This is a genomic window from Burkholderia sp. 9775_39, from assembly GCF_015712225.1.
GTDB lineage: Bacteria > Pseudomonadota > Gammaproteobacteria > Burkholderiales > Burkholderiaceae > Burkholderia > Burkholderia cenocepacia.
Map to the genome: position 1 here is coordinate 1 of NZ_JACCQC010000014.1, position 18,553 is coordinate 18,553.

At 67.9% G+C, this 18,553-nt stretch carries 16 protein-coding genes and 1 pseudogene; 9 read left to right on the plus strand and 8 right to left on the minus strand.

Annotated elements, in window-relative coordinates:
• Positions 1-64: 64 nt before the first annotated feature.
• The gene (locus H0X90_RS19490) at positions 65-250 is read right to left on the minus strand and encodes a hypothetical protein (protein ID WP_077189437.1); all 186 of its coding nucleotides are present in this window, start codon (positions 248-250) and stop codon (positions 65-67) included.
• A 187-nt stretch (positions 251-437) separates the two neighbouring features.
• Positions 438-1,121: a DedA family protein gene (locus H0X90_RS19495; RefSeq protein ID WP_077189438.1), complete on the minus strand. Its 684-nt coding sequence runs from the start codon at positions 1,119-1,121 to the stop codon at positions 438-440.
• A gap of 183 nt (positions 1,122-1,304) precedes the next feature.
• Between H0X90_RS19495 and mutL the strand changes: the two genes are divergently transcribed.
• Complete coding sequence (gene mutL, locus H0X90_RS19500; protein ID WP_077189439.1) at positions 1,305-3,305, plus strand: DNA mismatch repair endonuclease MutL; 2,001 nt, start codon at positions 1,305-1,307, stop codon at positions 3,303-3,305.
• Positions 3,302-4,276, plus strand: a complete 975-nt coding sequence (gene miaA / locus H0X90_RS19505) for a tRNA (adenosine(37)-N6)-dimethylallyltransferase MiaA (RefSeq protein WP_077189440.1) — start codon at positions 3,302-3,304, stop codon at positions 4,274-4,276. The genes mutL and miaA overlap by 4 nt, the downstream gene beginning before the upstream one ends.
• Before the next feature lie 4 nt (positions 4,277-4,280).
• Here the strand turns inward: miaA and tetR are convergent, their stop codons facing one another.
• Entirely contained in the window at positions 4,281-4,913 is a 633-nt protein-coding gene (gene tetR / locus H0X90_RS19510) for a tetracycline resistance transcriptional repressor TetR (protein ID WP_034200989.1), read from the minus strand.
• Positions 4,914-4,969: 56 nt separating this feature from the next.
• Here tetR and tet point away from each other — a divergent pair.
• Positions 4,970-6,136, plus strand: a pseudogene (gene tet, locus H0X90_RS19515) (Tet(A)/Tet(B)/Tet(C) family tetracycline efflux MFS transporter); the annotation flags it as partial.
• A gap of 11 nt (positions 6,137-6,147) precedes the next feature.
• Here tet and H0X90_RS19520 read toward each other — a convergent pair.
• Positions 6,148-6,543, minus strand: coding sequence for an SgcJ/EcaC family oxidoreductase (locus H0X90_RS19520; RefSeq protein WP_077189441.1), 396 nt, complete (start codon positions 6,541-6,543; stop codon positions 6,148-6,150).
• Positions 6,544-6,654: 111 nt separating this feature from the next.
• The gene (purM, locus tag H0X90_RS19525) at positions 6,655-7,710 is read right to left on the minus strand and encodes a phosphoribosylformylglycinamidine cyclo-ligase (protein ID WP_006497487.1); all 1,056 of its coding nucleotides are present in this window, start codon (positions 7,708-7,710) and stop codon (positions 6,655-6,657) included.
• A 247-nt stretch (positions 7,711-7,957) separates the two neighbouring features.
• Between purM and hda the strand changes: the two genes are divergently transcribed.
• Genes hda through panB form a run of 6 tightly spaced genes read left to right on the plus strand, consistent with a single transcriptional unit; the run spans position 7,958 to position 13,063 of the window.
• Complete coding sequence (gene hda, locus H0X90_RS19530; RefSeq protein ID WP_034200992.1) at positions 7,958-8,692, plus strand: DnaA regulatory inactivator Hda; 735 nt, start codon at positions 7,958-7,960, stop codon at positions 8,690-8,692.
• Positions 8,693-8,703: 11 nt separating this feature from the next.
• Positions 8,704-9,381: an HAD family phosphatase gene (locus tag H0X90_RS19535; protein WP_060213961.1), complete on the plus strand. Its 678-nt coding sequence runs from the start codon at positions 8,704-8,706 to the stop codon at positions 9,379-9,381.
• 5 nt (positions 9,382-9,386) lie between these two features.
• Positions 9,387-10,943: a polynucleotide adenylyltransferase PcnB gene (gene pcnB / locus H0X90_RS19540; protein WP_006497490.1), complete on the plus strand. Its 1,557-nt coding sequence runs from the start codon at positions 9,387-9,389 to the stop codon at positions 10,941-10,943.
• A 35-nt stretch (positions 10,944-10,978) separates the two neighbouring features.
• Positions 10,979-11,521 carry a 2-amino-4-hydroxy-6-hydroxymethyldihydropteridine diphosphokinase gene (gene folK, locus H0X90_RS19545; protein ID WP_006476832.1) on the plus strand — a complete coding sequence of 181 codons (543 nt, stop codon included), beginning with the start codon at positions 10,979-10,981 and terminating at the stop codon, positions 11,519-11,521.
• Positions 11,518-12,204 carry a deoxynucleoside kinase gene (locus H0X90_RS19550; protein ID WP_006484932.1) on the plus strand — a complete coding sequence of 229 codons (687 nt, stop codon included), beginning with the start codon at positions 11,518-11,520 and terminating at the stop codon, positions 12,202-12,204. The genes folK and H0X90_RS19550 overlap by 4 nt, the downstream gene beginning before the upstream one ends.
• Before the next feature lie 43 nt (positions 12,205-12,247).
• The gene (gene panB / locus H0X90_RS19555; protein WP_006485002.1) at positions 12,248-13,063 is read left to right on the plus strand and encodes a 3-methyl-2-oxobutanoate hydroxymethyltransferase; all 816 of its coding nucleotides are present in this window, start codon (positions 12,248-12,250) and stop codon (positions 13,061-13,063) included.
• Between the two features lie 74 nt (positions 13,064-13,137).
• Here the strand turns inward: panB and H0X90_RS19560 are convergent, their stop codons facing one another.
• The 3 genes from H0X90_RS19560 to dnaK form a co-directional block, all read right to left on the minus strand.
• The gene (locus tag H0X90_RS19560) at positions 13,138-15,060 is read right to left on the minus strand and encodes a chorismate-binding protein (RefSeq protein ID WP_077189442.1); all 1,923 of its coding nucleotides are present in this window, start codon (positions 15,058-15,060) and stop codon (positions 13,138-13,140) included.
• 3 nt (positions 15,061-15,063) lie between these two features.
• Positions 15,064-16,200 (minus strand): molecular chaperone DnaJ, encoded by a 1,137-nt coding sequence (dnaJ, locus tag H0X90_RS19565; protein ID WP_006476837.1) that lies wholly within the window; start codon positions 16,198-16,200, stop codon positions 15,064-15,066.
• Positions 16,201-16,453: 253 nt separating this feature from the next.
• The gene (dnaK, locus tag H0X90_RS19570; RefSeq protein ID WP_006484920.1) at positions 16,454-18,406 is read right to left on the minus strand and encodes a molecular chaperone DnaK; all 1,953 of its coding nucleotides are present in this window, start codon (positions 18,404-18,406) and stop codon (positions 16,454-16,456) included.
• Positions 18,407-18,553 lie beyond the last annotated feature (147 nt).

Here is an 18,553-nt window from a genome sequence, read left to right on the forward strand (position 1 = left end):
GTGCGGACTGCGTTCGACTGGAAATCAGCGATGAACCAGTTTGCTATCCTGTTCGGAGAGCGATTTATGAAGGCGCGCGGATAACGCGTTGTTCAACCGCCTCACCCACAAAAATGCGGACAGGTTCGTTTGCCGAATCGATACTCAACAGCGTCACCTTCAAGACCTTGTTGTCGAGAACTCGCAGCACCTTCGAAATCGCGATGCTGCTGCCAAGGGAAAAAGACTCACGCAGGCCCAGGCCGACCATTTGTGCAAATTCTCCGGTGCCTCGTTACCGACTGCGCGGTAAATCGGCCGACTCGCCTACCTCGCCGCTCTGAATCCAGTTCCTCAAAAAACGAAACCCGCGCCCCGAAAAACGAGGGATTCGTCAGCAGTCGAGCGTGGCAACCGCCATTTTTTTGCCTGAAGCAGGCTCGGAAGCCCTCACCCGCTCAACGCCCCCCCGCCTTCGGCACATTATCCGAGCGCCGCCCGCGCACCAGCTTCCACACCGCACCCAGCGCGACCGGCACGATCGCCGCGCCGATCCCGACCAGCACGATCACGTTCAGGTACTGGCGGATGAACGGAATGTTGCCGAAGAAATAGCCGAGCAGCACGAGCAGCAGCACCCACACCAGCGCGCCGATCACGTTGAACAACTGAAAGCGCGCGACGCTCATCGACGAAGCCCCCGCGACGAACGGCGCGAACGTCCGCACGACCGGAATGAAGCGTGCGAGCACGATCGTCTTGCCGCCGTGCTTGTCGTAGAACGAGTGGGTCTTCTGCAGCGCGGCGCGATCGAGGAAGCGCTCGAGCACCGGGATATGCGTATTGAACACCTTCGGGCCGATCCAGCGGCCGATCAGGTAGTTCACGGTGTTGCCGGAAATCGCCGCGACGAGCAGCAGCACGATCAGCAGGCCGACGTTCATTTCGCCCGTCGCCGCGAACGCGCCGCCGATGAACAGCAGCGAATCGCCGGGCAGGAACGGGAACACGACGAGCCCCGTCTCGCAGAACACGATCAGGAACAGGACCAGATAGACCCATGCGCCGTACTGCCGGATGAAATCGCCGAGGAAAGCGTCGATATGCAGGACAAGATTGACGAAATGAAGCAGCGTATCCAAATGCGATTCCTCGAAGGCGATGGGGCCGGAACGGCCGGAACCGGCCAGACATGGCCGAGGCGCCCGCCAGCCAAGGCGGCGCGTGCAACCCAGCGATGATACCGAAACTACCTTAAGGCTCCGTGAAAAAACGTAACGGCCGGCTGCCCCGGCACACGTTCGCCGCCTCGCTATAATTCGGCCATGTCCGATATCACCGAAACGGCCGCGGGCGCCGCGCCCGCCCCCGCCGCGCGCCCGCTGCGCGCGATCCAGCCCTTGCCCGACCAGTTGATCAGCCAGATCGCCGCCGGCGAGGTCGTCGAACGCCCGGCGTCGGTCGTCAAGGAGTTGCTCGAGAACGCGATGGACGCCGGCGCGACGACGCTGCGCATCGTGCTGGAAGAAGGCGGCGTCAAGCGCATCTCGATCACCGACGACGGCTGCGGGATTCCGCCCGACGAACTGGCGCTCGCGCTGATGCGCCATGCGACCAGCAAGATCCGCTCGCTCGAGGAGCTCGAGGCGGTCGCGACGCTGGGTTTTCGGGGTGAAGCGCTCGCGTCGATCGCGTCGGTCGCCGAGATGTCGATCACGAGCCGGACGGCCGATGCCGCGCATGCGATGAAGATCGATGCGCAGACGGGCGTGCTGTCGCCCGCCGCCGGCTCGGTCGGCACGACGATCGAGGTGCGCGAGCTGTACTTCAACACGCCCGCGCGGCGCAAGTTCCTGAAGAGCGAGCAGACCGAATTCGGCCACTGCCTGGAAATGATCCGCCGCGCGGCGCTCGCGCGGCCGGACGTCGCGATCTCGGTGCTGCACAACGGCAAGGCCGTCGAGCACTGGAATGCGACCGAGCCCGCGCAGCGCGTCGCGAAGATCCTCGGCGACGGCTTCGCGACCGCGCACCTGCCGCTCGACGAGCAGGCCGGCCCGCTCGCCGTCTACGGCTGCGCCGGCCTGCCGACCGCGAGCCGCGGGCGCGCCGACCAGCAGTATTTCTTCGTGAACGGCCGCTTCGTGCGCGACAAGCTGCTGACGCACGCGGTGCGCGCGGCCTACGAGGACGTGCTGCACGGCGACCGCTATCCGTCGTACGTGCTGTTCCTCGACCTGCCGCCCGAAGCCGTCGACGTGAACGTGCATCCGTCGAAGATCGAAGTGCGGTTCCGCGATTCGCGCTCGATCCACCAGTACGTGTTCCACGCGGTCCAGCGGGCGCTCGCGCGCCACGCGGGCGCGTCGCCGGAAACCACCGCGGGCGGCCATGCCGCGCATATCGAGCCCGCCCCGCGCGGGCCGGCGTCGTTCCTCGACACGCCGCTCGGCCAGAGTCCCGGCGGCGCCGGCGGCATTGGCGGTAGCGGCGGCAGCGGCTTCTCGTCGCCGTCGTCTTCATCATCGGCGGGCAACACGTGGATGCGCCAGGCACGGATGACGCAGGGCACGCTGCCCGTCGCGCAGCCGCTCGCGCTCTACGACGCGCTGTTCGGCCGCAAGGACAGCGGCGCCGGCACGCCGGACGGCACGACGCTCATCGCGCGCGATTCGGCCGACGCACCGGCCGCGCCGCTGCCGGGCTTCGCCGCGTCGCCGCTCGCCGCCGGCGCGCACGACGACCAGCCGCTCGGGTTCGCGCTCGGCCAGATCCACGGCATCTACGTGCTCGCGCAGAATGCGTACGGTCTCGTGATCGTCGACATGCACGCGGCGCACGAGCGAATCCTGTACGAACAGTTCAAGAACGCGCTCGCGGATCGCACGGTCGCCGTGCAGTCGCTGCTGCTGCCGATCTCGATGACAGCCACGCCGGTCGAGATCGGCACGGTCGAGGAAGAGCGCGACACGCTCGAATCGCTCGGCTTCGACCTCGCGGTGCTGTCGCCGACGACGCTCGCGATCCGCGCGGTGCCGGCGCTGCTGAAGGATGCCGACCTGCAGTCGCTCGCGCGCGCGGTGCTGGCCGACCTGCACGCGTTCGGCGGCTCGCGGGTGCTCACCGAGCGCCAGCACGAACTGCTCGGCACGCTCGCGTGCCATCACGCGGTGCGCGCGAACCGGCGCCTGACGCTCGACGAGATGAACGCGCTGCTGCGCCAGATGGAGGCGACCGAGCGCGCGGACCAGTGCAATCACGGCCGGCCGACCTGGTATCAGCTCACGCTGAACGATCTCGACCGCCTCTTCATGCGCGGGCAATGAGCGCTTCTTCGCAGTCCACCCCGACGACGATCGCCTGCCTGCTCGGCCCCACCGCTTCGGGCAAGACGGCCGCGGCGCTGGCGCTCGCCGCGCGCCGCCCGATCGAGATCGTCAGCGTCGATTCGGCGCTCGTCTACCGCGGCATGGATATCGGCACCGCGAAACCGTCGCGCGACGAGCGCGCGAGCGTGCCGCATCACCTGATCGACATCATCGACCCGGCCGACGCGTATTCGGCCGCGGAATTCCGCGCGGACACGCTGCGGCTGATCGGCGAGATCGTCGCGCGCGGCCGCACGCCGCTGCTCGCGGGCGGCACGATGCTGTACTACAAGGCGCTGACGCACGGGCTCAACGACCTGCCGGGCGCCGACCCGGAGATCCGCGCGGCACTCGACGCCGACGCCGCGCGCGACGGCTGGCCCGCGCTGCACGCGCGGCTCGCGCAGGTCGATCCCGACACGGCCGCGCGGCTCGCGCCGAACGATTCGCAGCGGATCCAGCGGGCACTGGAAATCTTCATGTTGAGCGGGCAGCCGATGTCGGTGCTGCTCGCCGCGCCGCGCCGCACCGACGATGCGGCCGCCGCGTACCGCTTCGTGCCGGTCGCGCTCGAGCCGTCGGATCGCGCGGTGCTGCACGCGCGGATCGCGCAGCGCTTCGATGCGATGCTCGACGCGGGCTTCATCGACGAAGTCGAACGGCTGCGGCGCCGCGAGGATCTCCATCCCGACCTGCCGTCGATGCGTTGCGTCGGCTACCGGCAGGCGTGGGAATTCCTCGACGGCGACACCGACTACCGGACGATGCGCGACAAGGGCATCTTCGCGACCCGCCAGCTGTGCAAACGCCAGATCACGTGGCTGCGCGCGATGCCGGAGCGGATCGTGGTCGACTGCGTCGCGCCGGATTCGACGGCCCGCGCGCTCGACGCGCTCGAACGCGTCCTCGACGGCCGCACACCGGGCTGATGCGTCAGCCGGCCCGACGCGCCGCCAGGCGCGCGCGGGCGCCGTCGACGATCCATGCGATGCCGCGCTCGAACGCTTCGTCGCCGCTGCGCTCGCGCAGCGTGGCCCAGCCTTGCGCGAACAACGGATACTCGGCCGCATCCGGCAGCAGCGCATCGGCGTCGCCGTCCGGCCGCGCCTGCTCTTCCAGCACCCAGCCGACCACGAAGCGCCCGATCGCGACCATCACGTCGACCGCCTCGTCCGGCTTGAACCCCGCTTCACCGAGCAGCGCGATCTTGCGTTCGATCGAACTGAAATGCAGCGCGCGCGGCCGGGTGCCGGCGTGCAGGCGCGCGCCGTCGCGGTAAGCGAGCAGCGCGCGGCGGAAACTGCGCGCATTCTCCGCGAGCCATGCATCCCATACTTCGCCCGGCTCCGGCAGCGACGCACCGTGGCGCTCCAGCATGATCGCCTCGGCCATTGCGTCGAGCAGCTCGGCCTTGTTCCTGAAATGCCAGTAAAGCGTCGGCGACTGCACGCCGAGCCGCTCGGCGAGCCGCCGGGTGGACAGTCCATCGATCCCCACTTCATCCAGCAGGTCGAGCGCCGCGCGCAATACCGTGTCGCGCGTCAGTCGCGCCCCTGTGTCCTTCATCTCTATCACCGATAGGGAAACTGTGGAATAATCCTCACTCTATCATCGATAGAGTCATCCTCTTGAATCCGTCCCTGATTGCCATTCTGGCCACGGTGCTGCTCGACGCGATCGGCGTCGGGATCGTGATGCCGATCCTGCCCGGGCTGCTGCGCTCGCTCGCCGCCACCGGCAGCACCGACACCCATTACGGCGTCCTGCTCGCGCTGTACGCGTTCGCGCAGTTCCTGTGTGCGCCGCTGCTCGGCGCGCTGAGCGACCGTTTCGGCCGCCGCCCGGTACTGCTGGCGTCGCTCGCGGGCGCCGCGCTGGACTATCTGCTGATGGCGCTCGCGCCGACGCTCGCATGGCTTTACGTCGGGCGGTTGATCGCGGGCGTCACCGGCGCGAACGTCGCGGTCGCGACCGCGTACGTGACCGACGTGACGGCCGAACCCGACCGCGCGCGGCGCTTCGGCCAGCTCGGCGCGATGATGGGCATCGGCTTCATCGCCGGCCCGCTGATCGGCGGGCTGCTCGGCGCGCTGCACCTGCGTGCGCCGTTCGTCGCGGCCGCGTTGCTCAACGCGCTGAATCTCGTGCTCGTGTGGCACGTATTGCCGGAATCGCGGCCGCGCTCGGCCGGGGGCGGCCGCACGGCTGGCGCGCTCAACCCGTTCGCGAACCTGCGCCGGCTGAGCGGCGCGCCCGCGCTCGCGCCGCTGATCGGCATCTACGTGATCGTGGCACTCGTGTCGCAGGCGCCCGCGACGCTGTGGATCCTGTACGGCCAGGAACATTTCGGCTGGTCGACGCCGGTCGCGGGGCTGTCGCTCGCCGGTTACGGCGCGTGCCACGCGCTCGCGCAAGCGTTCGCGATCGGGCCGCTGATCGCGCGGCTCGGCGAGCGGCGCGCGCTCGCGCTGGGCCTTGCAGGCGATGCACTCGGGCTGGCGGTCATCGCGTTCGCGACCGCCGCGTGGGTGCCGTTCGCGCTGCTGCCGCTGTTCGCGGCCGGCGGCATGACGCTGCCGGCATTGCAGGCGATGCTCGCACGGCAGGTCGACGATACGCGTCAGGGCGAACTGCAGGGCACGCTGGCGAGCGTGGCGAGCCTGATCGGCGTCGCGGGGCCACTGGTCGTCACCGCGACCTACGCGGCGACGCGCACGACGTGGCCGGGGCTCGTCTGGGCTGCCGCCGCGCTGCTGTACCTGCTCGTGCCGCCGTTGCTGGCCGGCGCGCGCCGTCGCGTTCAGCCCGCGAGCGTGACGAGATTCGCGTCGCGCACGAGCTGCCAGCGGCCGCCGGTCTTGCGGAAGATCGTCAGCGTGTGGCCCGAGCGGCGGATCGTCTCGCCGCCCGGCGGCGTCGCGTCGATCTCGATGAAATTGCGCAGGTACGCCCAGTCGCCGATCACACGCAGTTCGTCGATCCGGTAGCGGCCGTCGATCTTTGGCGCGTGCTCCGCGCCGGCGTTCGCGTCGCGCGACGCGGCCGCGAACGCCGCCTTGTCGAACGGCGGCTTGCCGGCCACCATGAAGATCGCGTCGTCGGCGATCAGGTCCAGCACCGTCGCCAGATCGCCGCGCCGGCTCGACACGAACCAGTTGTCCACGAGTTCGCGGATTGCCCGTTCGTCTTCGGTCATCGTCGCCCCTCCTTCATCGGCCTGCGTCCATACAGACGCGGCGCCCGAAAAAAAAACCGCCCGGAGCGATTCCGGGCGGCTTTCCGTGCTGCATTCTGCTGCGGCGATGCGTCAGACCACGACCGTCTGCGCCTCGCCTTCGCGGGTCGCACGCACGGTGCCGATCTTCCACACCTGTTCGCCGGCGGCGGTCAGGTCGGCGATCGCCGCGTCGGCATCGGCCGCCGACACGATCACGGCCATGCCGATCCCGCAGTTGAACACGCGGTGCATTTCCGCGTCGGCGACGCCGCCGTGCTCCTGCAGCCACTTGAACAGCGGCGGCAGCGGCCAGGCGTGCTGGTCGAGCTCGGCGGTGAGGCCTTCGCGCAGCACGCGCGGGATGTTCTCGACGAGGCCGCCACCGGTGATGTGCGCCATGCCCTTCACCGACAGCTTCTGCATCAGCGCGAGCAGCGGCTTCACGTAGATGCGCGTGGGCGCCATCAGCGCGTCGGCGAGCGAACGGCCGTGGAAATCGGCCGACAGGTCCGGGTTCGCGCGCTCGATGATCTTGCGCACGAGCGAGAAGCCGTTCGAGTGGATGCCGCTCGATGCGAGGCCGAGCACCACGTCGCCTTCGGCGATCGTGCTGCCGTCGATGATCTTGCTCTTCTCGACCGCGCCGACCGCGAAGCCGGCCAGGTCGTATTCGCCGTCCGGGTACATGCCCGGCATTTCGGCCGTTTCACCGCCGATCAGCGCGCAGCCCGACAGTTCGCAGCCCTGCGCGATGCCCTTGACGACGGTGGCGGCCGTGTCGACGTCGAGCTTGCCGCACGCGAAGTAGTCGAGGAAGAACAGCGGCTCGGCGCCCTGCACGAGGATGTCGTTCACGCTCATCGCGACGAGATCCTGGCCGACCGTATCGTGTTTGTTCAGATGAAACGCCAGCTTGAGCTTGGTGCCCACGCCGTCGGTGCCCGACACGAGCACCGGCTCCTTGTATTTCTTCGGCACTTCGAACAGCGCGCCGAACCCGCCGATGCCGCCGAGCACGCCGTCGCGCAGGGTTTTCTTCGCAAAAGGCTTGATCTTGTCGATGAGCGCGTCGCCGGCGTCGATGTCGACACCTGCGTCGCGATAGGACAGACCCTGAGCGTCGGGAGCGGATTTCGGAGGATTCATGGGGGAATGCGAGAAGGTCGGTAAAATGCGATTTTACCCGAAGCCGGCCCGTTGGCCGGAATTCCCAGCACCGAATCGTCAGGGATTGCATCTTGGTCGACACGTCCCCGTTTTCTTCGCCACGCGAGCCGCGCCGGAACCCGCGCGCCGCCGTGCGTGCGGCCGCGTGGTCGAGCACCGGAGCCCTCCCCCGCGCGCGCCCGGCGTACGGCACGCGTTTTTCCAACCGATCTGCATTGTGACTGTTGTGTCCCGTCAACTGACGCTCGATCTCGGCACGCCGCCGCCCGCCACGTTCGACAACTTCATCATGAACGAGGAGAACGACGAGCTCGTCTCGCGCCTGCAGAAGCTCGATCTCGCGCTCGCGGCCGGCCCCGTGCCGGACCGGTCGTTCTATATCTGGGGCGAGCCCGGCAGCGGCCGCACCCACCTGCTGCAGGCGCTCGTGAGCGACGCGTCGTACGGCTATGCGCGCTACCTGACGCCGCAGAGCCCGCTCGGCGCGTTCACGTTCGACCCGCGCATCGGCATCTATGCGATCGACGACTGCGACCGGATGAGCGACACGCAGCAGGTCGCGCTGTTCAACCTGTTCAACGAAGTGCGCGCGCACCCGTCGAGCGCGTTCGTCGCCGCGGGCCCGGCGGCGCCGCTCGCGCTCGACGTGCGCGAGGACCTGCGCACGCGGCTCGGCTGGGGGCTCGTGTTCCACCTGTCGCCGCCGTCCGACGCCGGCAAGATCGCGGTGCTCAAGCTCGCGGCGAAGGAGCGCGGGATCGCGCTGACCGACGACATCGCCGCGTACCTGCTGACCCATTTCCGCCGCGACATGCCGAGCCTGATGGCCTTGCTCGACGCGCTCGACCGCTTCTCGCTCGAGCAGAAACGCGCGGTCACGCTGCCGCTGCTGCGCCGGATGCTCGCGCGTCCCGGCGACGACATCACACCACCGGGCACGGGCCCGAACCGCTTCGAGTAAAATGCGCTTCCATGACTAATCTGGCACTCTTTGACCTCGATCACACGCTGATCCCGACCGATAGCGACCACGAATGGGGTCGCTTCATGGTGAAGCTCGGCATCGTCGACGCGGAAAGCTTCTCGCGTCAGAACGACCAGTTCTTCGCCGACTACAAGGCCGGCCAGCTCGACATCCACGCGTACCTGTGCGCGATGCTCACGCCGCTCGCGAAGTATTCGCGCGCGCAGCTCGCGCAATGGCACGAGCAGTACATGCACGAGGTGATCCGGCCCGCGATGACGCCCGCCGCGCTCGAACTCGTGCGCCGGCACCTCGATGCGGGCGACCTGTGCTGCGTCGTGACGGCGACCAACGAATTCATCACGCGCCCGATCGCGACCGCGTTCGGCGTCGACACGCTGATCGCCTGCGAGGTCGAGACGACCGACGGCCACCCCGATTCCCCGTACACGGGCCGCCCGACCGGCACGCCGAGCTATCGCGAAGGCAAGATCGTGCGGACCGAAGCGTGGCTCGCGTCGCTCGGCAAGCACTGGGACGACTTCGAACACAGCTACTTCTACAGCGACTCGCACAACGACATCCCGTTGCTCGAGAAAGTCACCGACCCGATCGCGACCAACCCCGACGACACGCTGCGCGCGCATGCAAACGCGCGCGGCTGGCGCATCCTCGATCTCTTCTGAACGTCGTGATCAAAAAATTCATCCGCAAGCTGCTCGGCCAGGACGAAACCGAGCAAACGCCTCCCGCCGCGGCCCCGGCCGACGCAGCGGCCCCTGCTGCCCCGCGCACCCCGAAGGGCGCCCGCGGCGGCGGCGCGAAGAAACCGCGCAGCAACCATGAGCCGACCGTCGTGCCGGCCAGCGTGCACGGCATCAACCCGGCGCTGATCTCGAAGAACGCGGTGCGCGTGACCGACACGCTGCAGCAGGCGGGCTTTCGCGCGTTCATCGTCGGTGGCGCCGTGCGCGACCTGCTGCTCGGCATCGCGCCGAAGGACTTCGACGTCGCGACCGACGCGACGCCGACCGAGGTGCAGCGCCTGTTCCGCCGCGCGCGCCTGATCGGCCGCCGCTTCCAGATCGTGCACGTGCAGTTCGGCCAGGAACTGATCGAGGTGTCGACGTTCCGCGCGCTGGTCGACGCGCCGCCCGAGGCGGCCGCGGCCACGGCCGAACCGCCGAAGCGCCTGAAGCGCGACGAACTCGATCGCCGCACGCACGCGGTCGACGCGAGTGGCCGCGTGCTGCGCGACAACGTGTGGGGCGAGCAGCATGAGGACGCCGCGCGCCGCGACTTCACGATCAACGCGATGTACTACGACCCGTCGACGCAGACGGTGCTCGACTACCACGACGGGATGGCCGACGTGCGCGCCCGCCTGTTGCGGATGATCGGCGATCCGGCCACGCGCTTCCGCGAGGATCCGGTGCGGATGCTGCGCGTCGTGCGCTTCGCGGCGAAGCTCGGCTTCGAGATCGAACCGCATACGCGCGAGCCGATCCACGCGCTCGCCGACCTGATCAACAACGTGCCGGCCGCGCGCCTGTTCGACGAAATGCTGAAGCTGCTGCTGTCGGGCCACGCGCTCGCGTGCCTGCAGCGGCTGCGCAAGGAAGGGCTGCACCACGGGCTGCTGCCGCTGCTCGACGTCGTGCTGGAACAGCCGCAGGGCGAGAAGTTCATCACGCTCGCGCTGAACAACACCGACGCGCGCGTGCGCGCCGGCAAGCCGGTGTCGCCGGGCTTCCTGTTCGCGACGCTGCTGTGGCACGACATGCGCCAGCGCTTCGAGCAATACACCGCCGCGGGCGAGATCCCGGTGCCGGCGCTCCATCGCGCGATGGACGACGTGCTCGACATGCAGACCGAGAAGCTCGCGATCCACAAGCGCTACTCGGCCGACATGCGCGAGATCTGGGGCCTGCAGCTGCGCCTCGAGAAACGCTCGGGCCGCAGCGCGATGCGGCTGCTGGAACACCAAAGGTTTAGAGCGGGGTATGATTTCCTCCTGTTACGCTGCGAATCCGGCGAGCTCGATGCGGAAGTCGGACAGTGGTGGACGGATTTCATCGAAGGCGACGCGGCCGCTCGCGAGGCATTGCTCACGCAGGGCGGCTCGAAGGAAAAATCGCCCCGCAAGCGGCGGCGCCGCGGCGGGGCGCGCAACCGCAAGCCGGGTGAAGGTGCCGCCGAGCAGGCACCGGATACCGCAGGCGATACCGCGAGCGGTTCCGACGACTGACGCGCGCGCCGGCGAACGACGTAGGAAGTGATGCCATGACGGTTGCATATATCGGACTGGGGGCGAATCTCGGCGATGCGCGCCAGACCCTGAAGGACGCGGTGGTGTGCCTCGCGCAGCAGCGCACCATCTCGATCCTCGGCAAATCGAGCCTGTATCGCACGGCGCCCTTCGAAGCGGGCGGCGACGATTACTACAACTGCGTCGTCAAGCTCGACACGACGCTGTCGGCTCGCGAGCTGCTCGCGCTCTGCCAGAAGATCGAACATCACTTCGGCCGCGAGCGCCCGTATCGCAATGCGCCGCGCACGCTCGACCTCGACATCCTGCTGTTCGGCGCCGATTCGATCGACGAGCCCGACCTGATCGTCCCGCACCCGCGCCTCACCGACCGCGCGTTCGCGCTCGTGCCGCTCGTCGAGATCGAGCCGGCGCTCGACATCCCCGCGCGCGGCCGGGCCGACGCCTTTCTCGCCGCCGTCGCGGATCAGCGCGTCGAAAAGGTGCAGACCTGCCAGTGCCTGATGCAAAAGGCGCTCGCTGCCGGCGAAGACGCCGACAAGACCCGCTGCCGATGAACGCCACTCCGCTGACCGTCACCGCGCCCGACCTGCGCGCCCCACACCGCTATCTCGTGATCGAAGGCCCGATCGGCGTCGGCAAGACGACGCTCGCGCGCCTGCTCGGCGAGCGCTGGTCGATGCAGACGCTGCTCGAGCGCCCGCAGGACAACCCGTTCCTCGAACGCTTCTACCGCGACACCGCGCGCTACGCGCTGCCGGTCCAGCTGTCGTTCGCGCTGCAGCGCGCGCAGCAGGCGCGCGAGCTGATCGGCGCGCTCGACACGGGCCGCCCCGTCATCGCCGATTTCATGCCGCAGAAGAACGACATCTTCGCGCGGCTGAACCTGCCGGAAGACGAGTGGCAACTGTATCGCTCGGTCGCCACGCACGTCGACGTGCCGCAGGCGCCGTCGCCCGATCTCGTCGTCTATCTGCAGGCGAGCCCCGAAGTGCTGTTCTCGCGCATCCAGAAGCGCGGGCTGCCGATGGAACTGCAGATCAGCGACGCGTACCTGCGCTCGCTCGTCGACGCGTACAACGAATTCTTCTACCACTACGACCGCACGCCGGTGCTGACGGTCGCAGCCGAACACCTGAACCCGCTGGATTCCCCCGAAGATCTCGCCCTGCTGGTCGAGCGCATCGAGACGATGCGCGGCCGCAAGGAATTCTTCGTCAAGGGCGAGACGACGCGCTGACGCGTCCCGCCTGTCGCTCTTCACCCATCGACCCGGATTTCCCATGACCTATCTCCAGGAATCGAGCCGGCCTGCCGTGACGGTACCCAAGCTGCAGGCAATGCGCGACGCCGGCGAGAAGATCGCGATGCTCACCTGCTACGACGCGAGCTTCTCCGCGCTGCTCGATCGCGCCGGCACCGACGTGCTGCTGATCGGCGATTCGCTCGGCAACGTGCTGCAGGGCCACACGACCACGCTGCCGGTGTCGCTCGACGACATCGCGTACCACACCGCGTGCGTCGCGCGGGCCCAGCCGCGCGCGCTCGTCGTCGCCGATCTGCCGTTCGGCACGTACGGCACGCCGGCCGAGGCGTTCGCGAATGCGGTCAAGCTGATGCGCGCGGGCGCGCAGATGGTCAAGCTCGAAGGCGGCGAATGGCTCGCCGATACGATCCGCTTCCTCGTCGAGCGCTCGGTGCCCGTCTGCGCGCACCTCGGCCTCACGCCGCAATCGGTGCATGCGTTCGGCGGCTTCAAGGTCCAGGGCAAGACCGAAGCCGGCGCCGCGCAGCTGCTGCGCGATGCGCGCGCGATCGAGGATGCCGGCGCGCAACTCGTCGTGCTCGAAGCCGTGCCGACGCTCGTCGCGTCCGAAGTCACGCACATGCTGAAGATTCCGACGATCGGCATCGGCGCGGGCGTCGACTGCTCGGGGCAGGTGCTCGTGCTGCACGACATGCTCGGCGTGTTCCCCGGCAAGCGGCCGCGTTTCGTGAAGGATTTCATGCAGGGGCAGCCGAACATTCAGGCGGCCGTCGAAGCCTACGTGCGCGCGGTGAAGGATCGGTCGTTCCCCGGCCCCGAACACTCGTTCTGACGTAGAAGCCCGGATGTAAAAAAGCGCGGCATGGACGACCGGCTCGCGGCTCCAGCGCCCGCCCCGTCGCGTCGTTACTTCAGCACCGCGTCGAGCGCACCGCGCAGTGCATTGGTCAACAGCAGCCCCTGCGCGCGCGCCAGATCATCGCGGGTCACGACGCGCTCGACCGCCCCGAATGCGGGATCGTCGAGCAGCACGCCGCGCATCACGCCCGGCAGCACGCCGGACGCCAGCGGCGGCGTCACCCACTGGCCATCGAGCTTCACGAACAGGTTCGAGCGCCCGCCTTCCGTCACCTCGCCGCGCTCGTTGACGAACAGCATGTCGAACCCGCCGAGCGCCTCCGCCGCCTGCCACGCGCGGTCGTATTCGGCGCGGCGCGTGGTCTTGTGCAGCAGCAGCGCATCGCTCGCGCGGGTCGGCGCGAAGCCGTGGGCCGACGCGAGCATCGCGCCGACCGGCCCCGCCGGCAGCGGCTTGAGCGGCGCGGCGACGATCTCGATCGTGCCGTCCTTCGCCAGCGCGAGCTTCATCCGGTACGCGCCGTTGCCGTCGAGCGCCGCGCAGCGTGCATCGATCTCGCGACGCAACGCGTCGGCGTCGAAGCGGAAGCCGAACGCATCGGCGCTGCGCTGCAGCCGCGCAAGATGACGATCGAGGTGGCGGATGCCGTCCGCCCGCGTGGCGGCCGTCGTTTCGAACAGCTGGAAGCCGGGATCGGCATCCGTCAGGAATCGCGCTTTCAATTCGCACTCCGCATATTCGTCGGCCGCGACGCTGTCGAGCACGATGCCCGCGCCGACGCCCATCGTGCCACGCCGCCGGCCGGCGGTCGCCGTTGCCGCGTCGCGCGTGGCGCTCGTCGCGACGGCATCGGCTGCGACCGCCTCGAGCGTCAGCGTCCGGATCGCGACCGACAGGCAGAAATCGCCGCAACCGGCCGCGCCGTCGGATGCTGCAGCGCCCGCCGGCGCGGCCTCATCCTGCGGCGCATCGAGCCAGCCGATCGCGCCCGTATAGAGCCCTCGCGGCGTCGACTCGATCGTGTCGATCAGCTGCATCGTCTTGTACTTCGGCGCACCGGTGATCGACCCACACGGAAACAGCGCGCGCAGCATCTGCGCGAACGTCGTGCCGTCGCGCCAGCCGGCTTCGACCGTCGACGTCATCTGCCACACCGACGCATAAGGCTCGACGGAGAACAGCGCCGGCACCTTGACGGTGCCCGTGCGCGCGATCCGCGACACGTCGTTGCGCAACAGGTCGACGATCATCACGTTTTCCGCGCGGTTCTTCGGATCGCTCGCGAGGAACGCGGCGGCCGCCGTGTCTTCACGTGGATCGGCCGAGCGCGGCGCGGTGCCCTTCATCGGCCGCGCACGCAGCACGTCGCCGTGCTTCTCGACGAACAGCTCGGGCGAGCACGATACGACCCATGCGCCGCCCGGCAGCGCGATCAGCGCGCCGTAGCGCACCGGCTGACGCGCGCGCAGCCGCCGGTACAGCGCAAGCGGCGTGCCGAACACGTCGAAATTCAGCCGGTACGTGTAATTGACCTGATACGAATCGCCTGCGCGCAACGCGTCGTGCACCGCGGCGATCGCCGCGTCGAATGCATCGCGCGACACACTCTTCGCGACATGCGCGACACCGGCGATCGACGGCGTGCCGCCGCCGTCCTGCTGCGCGAGCCACGCATCGACTTCGTCGCGCGACAGCCGCTCGCAGCGCGCAAACAGCAAAAAGCGCAGCGGGGCATCGCCCGGCTGCGCCCGTTGCAGGTTGCGTCCGAATGCGTAATCGCCGACGACGACCGCATGCAGCCCATCGCGCAGATCCTGCGCGAGCGCCGCATCGACCGCGTCGAGCTGCGCCGGGTCCGTGCACACGCGTTCGCGCACGAAGCCCGAATACAAACGACTCGACCGCGCGGACGCGGTCGAGTCGCAATCGTCCAAGAGCGCGAACGACGCGCTCTCGTTGCCTTCAGTCATGCTTTACTCGAAGAAGCTCTTCACACGGTCGAACCAGCTCTTGCTCTGCGGGCTGTGACGCGCGCCGCCCTCGGCCAGCGACTTCTCGAACTGCTTGAGCAGATCGCGCTGCTGGTCGGTCAGCTTCACGGGCGTCTCGACCTGCACGTGCACGTACAGATCGCCCGCAATGCTCGAGCGCAGCCCCTTGATGCCCTTGCCGCGCAGGCGGAACGTCTTGCCCGACTGCGTGCCTTCCGGCACCGGGAACGACGCACGGCCGGCCAGCGTCGGCACCTCGATCTCGCCGCCGAGCGCGGCGGTCGTGAACGGGATCGGCATCTGGCAATGGAGATCGTCGCCGTCGCGCTCGAACACCGAGTGCGGCTTGATGTGGATCTCGACGTACAGGTCGCCCGGCGGCCCGCCGTTGATGCCCGGCTCGCCGTTGCCGGCCGAACGGATCCGCATTCCGTCGTCGATCCCGGCCGGGATCTTCACTTCGAGCGTCTTGGTTTCCTTCACCTTGCCCGACCCGTGGCAATGCGCGCACGGCTCGGGGATGTAGGTGCCCGTGCCGTGGCACTTCGGGCAGGTCTGCTGGATGCTGAAGAAGCCCTGCGACATGCGCACCGTGCCCTGGCCGTGACAGGTCGGGCAGGTTTCCGGCTTCGTGCCGGGCTTCGCCCCCGACCCATGACAGACTTCGCACGACACCCAGCTCGGCACGCGGATCTGCGTGTCGTAGCCGTGCGCGGCCTGCTCGAGCGTGATTTCCATGCTGTAGCGCAGGTCGGCGCCGCGATACACCTGCGGGCCGCCGCGGCCGCCGCGCGCGGCGCCGCCCGCGGCCTGGCCGAAGATGTCGCCGAAGATGTCGCCGAAGGCATCCGCGAAGCCGCCGAAGCCCTGTGCGCCCGCACCGCCCATGTTCGGATCGACGCCCGCGTGGCCGTACTGGTCGTACGCCGCCCGCTTCTGGCCGTCCGACAGCATTTCATAGGCTTCCTTCGCCTCCTTGAAATGCTCTTCCGCATCCTTGCTGTCCGGATTGCGGTCAGGGTGATACTTCATCGCAAGCTTGCGATATGCCTTCTTGATTTCGTCGTCGCTCGCATTCTTCGCGACGCCCAGAACCTCGTAGTAATCCCGTTTCGCCATATCGATTCACTGTGCCGCCACGCATCGCGCACGCGGCGGCTCCTTTCGCCCGCAGTAAAGTCTCTCGACTCGTCTGGCGCTGCACCGTCCGCGGACGGCTCGCGCAGCACCCGCCAAAAAACAAATGTGCCCGGAGGGCCGCAAGGCCCGCCAGGCGTGGAGTCGATCCGGCCATCCGGAAGGAAAGACAGACCGCTTGTCAGCCGCGCCGCGCGCGTTTCGCGCGCGGCGTACGGTGCCATTGCAACCCGGCTCAGTCCTTCTTCACTTCCTTGAACTCGGCGTCGACGACGTCGTCGGCAGCCTGTTGCGCACCGCCCGCATGGGCCGCGCCTTCCGCTGCACCGGCCGCGCCGGCGGCACCCGCCTGCTGGGCCTGCATGTCGGCGTACATCTTCTCGCCGAGCTTCTGCGAGACCTTGCCGAGCTCCTCGACCTTCGCGTCGATCGCCGCCTTGTCGGCCGACGTGTCCTTCAACACGTCCTCGAGCGACTTCAGCGCGGCTTCGATCGCTTCCTTCTCGCCCGCGTCCAGCTTGTCGCCGTACTCGGTCAGCGCCTTCTTCGTGCTGTGCACCAGCGCGTCGCCCTGGTTGCGCGAATCGGCCAGCTCGCGCAGCTTGTGATCTTCCGCTGCGTTCGCTTCCGCGTCCTTGATCATCTGGTCGATTTCAGCCTCGGACAGGCCCGAGTTCGCCTTGATCGTGATCTTGTTTTCCTTGCCGGTCGCCTTGTCCTTCGCGCCGACGTGCAGGATGCCGTTCGCGTCGATGTCGAAGGTCACTTCGATCTGCGGCACGCCGCGCGGTGCCGGCGGGATGCCTTCGAGGTTGAACTCGCCGAGCAGCTTGTTGCCCGCTGCCATTTCGCGTTCGCCCTGGAACACCTTGATCGTCACGGCGCCCTGGTTGTCGTCCGCCGTCGAGTACACCTGGGCGTGCTTCGTCGGGATCGTCGTGTTCTTGTTGATCATCTTCGTCATCACGCCGCCGAGCGTCTCGATACCGAGCGACAGCGGGGTCACGTCGAGCAGCAACACGTCCTTGCGGTCGCCCGACAGCACCTGGCCCTGGATCGCCGCGCCGACCGCGACGGCTTCGTCCGGGTTCACGTCACGGCGCGGATCCTTGCCGAAGAACTCCTTCACCTTCTCCATGACCTTCGGCATGCGCGTCTGGCCGCCGACCAGGATCACGTCGTCGATGTCCGACACCTTGACGCCTGCGTCCTTGATCGCGATACGGCACGGTTCGATCGTGCGCTCGACGAGATCCTCCACCAGCGCTTCCAGCTTCGCGCGGGTGATCTTCAGGTTCAAGTGCTTCGGGCCCGACGCGTCCGCCGTGATGTACGGCAGGTTGATTTCGGTCTGCTGGCCCGACGACAGCTCGATCTTCGCCTTTTCGGCGGCTTCCTTCAGGCGCTGCAGCGCGAGCACGTCCTTCGACAGGTCGACGCCCTGCTCCTTCTTGAACTCGCCGATGATGTAATCGATGATGCGCTGGTCGAAGTCTTCGCCGCCGAGGAACGTGTCGCCGTTGGTCGACAGCACTTCGAACTGCATTTCGCCGTCGACGTCCGCGATCTCGATGATCGACACGTCGAACGTACCGCCGCCGAGGTCATACACGGCGATCTTGCGGTCGCCCTTCTCGGCCTTGTCGAGGCCGAACGCGAGCGCCGCCGCGGTCGGCTCGTTGATGATCCGCTTGACTTCGAGGCCCGCGATGCGGCCGGCGTCCTTGGTCGCCTGGCGCTGGCTGTCGTTGAAGTACGCCGGCACCGTGATCACGGCTTCCGTGACCGGCTCGCCGAGGTAGTCTTCGGCGGTCTTCTTCATCTTGCGCAGCACTTCGGCCGAGACCTGCGGCGGCGCGAGCTTTTCGCCGTGCGCTTCGACCCATGCGTCGCCGTTGTCGGCCTTGATGATCGAGTACGGCATCAGGCCGATGTCCTTCTGGACTTCCTTCTCTTCGAAGCGGCGGCCGATCAGGCGCTTCACCGCGAACAGCGTGTTCTTCGGGTTGGTCACCGACTGGCGCTTGGCCGGCGCGCCGACGAGCACTTCGTTGTCGTCCATGTACGCGATGATCGACGGCGTGGTGCGCGCACCTTCCGAGTTCTCGATGACCTTGACCTGGTTGCCTTCCATGATGGCGACGCACGAGTTCGTGGTGCCGAGGTCAATACCGATGATCTTTCCCATTTTTTCCTAATCTCCAGAAATGCTTGTTTGCTGCGCGAAACGCCGCGTTTTTGGGCGGTTTCGCACGCCAGAATTCAACTCTGTTCCCGAAATGCGTCCGTCCGATCCGTTTTCAAGACCGGACGAGCGATGCGGATATTAAATTTT